The following is a 4,683-nucleotide window of genomic DNA, read 5'->3' on the forward strand; positions in this document are numbered from 1 at the left end:
CCGAGGGCGTCGGCATGACGTTCTGGCGTATAGCGATGCGGCCGGGCAAGCCGATGATGCATGGAATGCTCGGCGCGATGCGGGTGATCGGCCTGCCGGGCAATCCCGTCTCCTCCTATGTCTGCGGCTTCCTGTTTCTGGTGCCCTTGATTCGCGCGCTATCGGGCCGCGATCACATCCATCATCCACGCGAAAGCGCCCTGCTGGGCCGCGATCTCGCCGCCAACGACCAGCGCGAAGACTATCTTCGCGCACGCCTCGAAGAGCACGCGGACGGCACGCTGATCGCTATGCCGGTGAGCCACCAGGACTCATCGCTATTGGGGAATCTCGCTGCGGCGCAGGCACTTGTGATACGCCCGCCGTTCGCGCCGGCAGCCACGAAGGGTTCGTCTTGCGAGCTGCTGCGGCTGCCAGAATGACGCCCTAGACGGCGCTTTTGGCCGCAGCCGCAATGCGTTCACCTGAAATTAAGTGGTTGCGGAACACATATCGAACATATAGTGTCCGTTCATGATTTGTTTCGACTGCTAGTGTCTACTTGGGGAGTTTGGGGACTCCCGCAATCTAGGCCCTGACCAATCGGAACCGACGACGCCAACCGGGGGATTGCTCGCGATGCTTACGCGCAAACAGTATGAACTTCTGCGTTTCATCAATGAACGGCTGAAAGAGGCCGGCGTACCGCCCTCCTTCGACGAGATGAAGGACGCGCTCGATCTGCGCTCGAAATCCGGAATCCACCGCCTCATTACGGCGCTGGAGGAGCGCGGCTTCATCCGGCGCCTGCCCAATCGCGCCCGCGCCATTGAAGTCATCAAGCTGCCGGAGCTCGCCGCCGCCGGTAACGGCCGCCGCGGCTTCACGCCGAGCGTCATCGAAGGCACGCTCGGCAAACGCACCTCGAGCGCGCCCGCCGTCGAGGACGATGGCAATCGCCCGGTCGCCGTCCCCGTGATGGGCCGGATCGCCGCCGGTACGCCGATCGAGGCGCTGCAGACCCGCAGCCACACCATCAGCGTGCCGCCTGACATGCTCGGCTCCGGCGAACATTACGCGCTCGAAGTGCGCGGCGATTCCATGGTGGACGCCGGCATTCTCGACGGCGACGTGGCGCTGATCCAACGCAACGAGACCGCCGATACCGGCGACATCGTGGTGGCGCTGATCGACGAGGAGGAAGCCACCCTGAAGCGCTTCCGCCGCCGCGGCGCCTCGATTGCGCTGGAGCCCGCCAATGCTGCCTATGAAGTCCGCATTCTGCCGCCGAACCGGGTCCGGATACAGGGCAAACTGATCGGGCTGTACCGCAAATACTGACCGGCCGGTTTTGCGGACATGACTGCGACGGCACCCCACCCCCGGCCTTTGGCCGGGGTTTTTTGTGGCGCGCGGGGAACCAAGCTGCGCTATCGCGTTTGTGATTTAGGCGCCGTGCGCCAGTCGCAGAATTGCCCAGAAACAAGAAAAGGCTCTGCGCCAAGTCCACTCTGATAGAGGCCTGTGCCTCCTTCGAGACACGGGTCAGCTATCTCAAACGAGGGAGCCATCCGATGTGTGACTATAGCCTGCATGCTGTAGCGACGCGGCCCGCCCAGGTCGGCGAGACGCTGATCACCACGACGTTCCGCGGTACATCTACCCGCGGCTTTGCGTCAGAACGCGAGCCTGCAGTGGCGGTCTGCATGCTTCCCGGCACCGAATTGGCGTTCGCCGAGGACGTCAGATACGACAACCGTTGGATCTGGACGCGAACCACCGACTGGCGGGTCGGCAAGTTCAACCAGATCGAGCCCGAAGTGTCCGATCGTCACCATGACGCGATCGAATTTCCTGACGGAAGCCATGTGCTGGTGACGCAGCTTTGCGAAGGCCAGCGCGCGACTGTGCTGCAACTGCCGGTGGTTCAGACCGGCGGCGAGCGTGCTCCGAAGGTCACGGAAGCGCCTCCGGCCGCATCCATCGTGACCGGATAGATAAGCGCCAAGCCTATGCGATCCGCCGGCTCCGGCCGGCGGATCATTGTGATACATTTTTTTAAACTCGGCGCCGAGGGGGCAATCGGTGGTCAACAAGGTCACATGGCAAAAAGCCGGACGCGTCACTGAGCCCGGACGGTACATGTTCAGGTACGGCTGGCTCACCATCACGGCCGAAGACCTCGCGATCTGGCGGCAATTTCCAGAGGCGTCGTTCACGCTGGTCAACCTGCCGTCGGAGCCCGATGCGCCCGAGGAATTCCACCTCGGCGCGTTCGAAATACCAGCCAGTCCCTCGCTTGACGAGCACTGACGTTCGCCTAGAGCCCTGGGGCTCTAGATTTTTGATTTGACGCGTTTTCTTGACGCGAACCGGTCTCCACTTCGCTGGAAAACGCTCTACTCCTCCGCCTGAAGGTCCGCCTCGGCCGGCGTGGCATCGACGGCGCGCGGTGGCACGACACGCGGCGCGAGAACCGTGGCGTCTGCCTCGCTCTCGTCAGCGATCGCCGGCGACCACGGGCGGTCGATCCCGCGGGATTTGGCCGCCTCGACGACAAATCCGTCCCGGCCTCGCCGCAACGCCAGCGCGCCCTGCCGCCGTAGCCTCTCGGCATCGATGACGGAAGCCGCGCATGCCGCGGGCGCTTGCCGCAATGTCACGATGAGCGCCGCGCGCTCGCAATCGTCCGAAAGCGCCTCGGGCTTGAACGCGTGCGCGACAAAGCCGCCGCCGGCCACTTGCATCACGCAGCCAAAGTCGTCGCATGAGACGCCAGCCGTCAGCGACACGTCGGCCGCCGTTCGCGCGTCCGCGTCCGCCGCCAGCCACTCCTTCAGGAGGAAGGCATCCCGGGAGCCCTTGGCCGCATGCATCAGGCGCAGCTTTCCATCCTGGCCGCGGACCCCGACATTGCGACCGTCGGCGGAGATCAGAATGTCCGGCTGCGGTACCCTCGCTGCCCATAGCGCCGCCACCAGCACCAGCACCGCACCCGACCAGCGCAGCGGCGTGCGCAACAGCCCGAGCAGGATGATGCCAAGGCTGGCCGCGATCACCGGGCCGATGCCGAACGCCGGCACCCGCCCGACCGCGCCGGGCAACGCCGCGACCCACTGCGTTACCGCAATCATCCAGTCAATGCCGGCGCCCATGATTGCCCAGAACACACCATCGAAGCCGAAAGGCATCGCGACGAGCCCAAGGAGGCCCATCGGCATCACGACCGCGGAGACCACCGGCATTGCCGCGAGATTGGCAAGCACGCCGTAAGGCGTGATCCGGTGGAAGTGAAAGGCCGCGTAAGGCGTGGTCGCGAGCCCTGCAACCAATGAGGCCAGCAGCAGCATGGTGACCTCGCGGCCACCCCACAGCGCCGCACGCGCGGTCGCGGTATGGTCTGCTGTCGCGAACAGGCGCGGCATGCCAATCTGCACCAGCGCCACCAGTCCTAAAGTGGCAGCAAACGACATCTGAAAACTCGGATGCACCAAAGCTTCCGGCGCGACCGTCAGCACAATCATGGCCGCGACCGCGAGTGTGCGAAACGTGATGGCACGGCGATCGACCATGACCGCGATCAGCACAACGGCCGTCATGAAGAACGAGCGCTGCGTTGCGACCTCGGCGCCCGACAGCAACAGATAAAACGCAGCGGCGACGAGAGCGGCCGCCGCCGACCATTTCTTGATGGCGTAGCCGACCGTGAGCGTTGGAAACAACGCCAGCAGCGCCCGCACCGCAAAGAACACGACACCGGCAACGACGGCCATGTGGTAGCCCGAGATCGAAAGCACATGCCCCAGGCCGGAGATGAACATCGCATCGTTCACCGGCGGCGAGATCGCGTCACGCCGCCCGGTCAACAGCGCGGTCGCAATCGCGCGCTTGTCACCTTCCAGCGTGGTCCTGATCCGCGCATCGATCGTATCGCGCAGCTCCTGCATGAACGCTGAATAGCGCAGGCGGAGTCCTGCCCCCTCCGGCGGCTTCGCGGTCTTGATCGCGCCCATCACGAAGCCGGAGGCGCCGATGCCGGCAAAGAACATGTCGCGGCTGAAATCGTAGCTGCCCGGCCGCACCGGCGAAAGCGGCGGCAACAGCCGCGCCTTCAGTTCGACGAAGCTGCCGACCAGTGGGGCCGTGCCCTTCTTCACCGATAGCCGCACGCGCTCGAGCTTGGTCGCCCCCCGCGCGCTTTCCATGGTGGCGACGCGGAGGACAAAACGATCGGTGCGCTCGCGAATGTCGCGCGTCTCGACAAAGCCGGTCAGCGACACCGAAAACATCGGCCGCGCCAGCACGCCATGCGCGACCCGCGCCGTCTTCCAGGTCGCCACCGCAAAGCCTGCAGCAACGGCTGCAATCATGACAGCTATGGGAAAGAATTTTTGCCGCCGCAGCAGGATCGCGACCGCGCCAAGCATGATCGCCACAATAGCCGCCACCGACAACACCGGCTCATGATCGGCGGCAAAGTAAAAGGCAATACCGGTCCCGAACGCCACCGGCACCCACGGCAGCAGGCGCCCTGCGCCGGCCTCCGCGCGGGCCCATGTGCGCAGGGTCTCGATCAACGGCGGCCAGAAAGCGGGCCGCGATGGCGCATAGCCACCGATCGGCGCGGCCGCGCGCGGCGGCCAGGTCCCGGCGTAGCCCCGCTTCCGGCCCGACGTGTCGCCGCTCCGTCACCCCGGTTTACAC

Annotated in this window: 5 protein-coding genes; 4 read left to right on the plus strand and 1 reads right to left on the minus strand. The window is 65.2% G+C overall.

Annotated elements, in window-relative coordinates:
* The 4 genes from CP49_RS46900 to CP49_RS03125 form a co-directional block, all read left to right on the plus strand.
* The coding region (locus tag CP49_RS46900; RefSeq protein WP_338060323.1) for a molybdopterin-binding protein at nucleotides 1–422 on the plus strand (422 nt) is incomplete at its 5' end.
* A gap of 196 nt (nucleotides 423–618) precedes the next feature.
* A complete protein-coding gene (lexA, locus tag CP49_RS03115; protein WP_057848831.1) occupies nucleotides 619–1,320 on the plus strand; it encodes a transcriptional repressor LexA in 702 nt (233 codons plus the stop codon).
* 233 nt (nucleotides 1,321–1,553) lie between these two features.
* On the plus strand, nucleotides 1,554–1,976 hold the full coding sequence (locus CP49_RS03120) for a hypothetical protein (protein ID WP_057848832.1): 423 nt from the start codon (nucleotides 1,554–1,556) through the stop codon (nucleotides 1,974–1,976).
* A gap of 88 nt (nucleotides 1,977–2,064) precedes the next feature.
* A complete protein-coding gene (locus CP49_RS03125) occupies nucleotides 2,065–2,292 on the plus strand; it encodes a hypothetical protein (RefSeq protein WP_057848833.1) in 228 nt (75 codons plus the stop codon).
* A gap of 86 nt (nucleotides 2,293–2,378) precedes the next feature.
* On the opposite strand, the gene CP49_RS03130 is transcribed toward CP49_RS03125, so the two are convergent.
* On the minus strand, nucleotides 2,379–4,598 hold the full coding sequence (locus CP49_RS03130) for a ComEC/Rec2 family competence protein (RefSeq protein ID WP_082645842.1): 2,220 nt from the start codon (nucleotides 4,596–4,598) through the stop codon (nucleotides 2,379–2,381).
* Nucleotides 4,599–4,683: the final 85 nt, after the last annotated feature.

Source organism: Bradyrhizobium valentinum, assembly GCF_001440405.1.
Classification (GTDB): domain Bacteria; phylum Pseudomonadota; class Alphaproteobacteria; order Rhizobiales; family Xanthobacteraceae; genus Bradyrhizobium; species Bradyrhizobium valentinum.

Excerpts from the sequence above, each read along its gene's own strand:
- lexA (WP_057848831.1), top strand. The coding sequence starts at position 619 with ATGCTTACGCGCAAACAGTATGAACTTCTGCGTTTCATCAATGAACGG.
- CP49_RS03120 (WP_057848832.1), top strand. The coding sequence starts at position 1,554 with ATGTGTGACTATAGCCTGCATGCTGTAGCGACGCGGCCCGCCCAGGTC.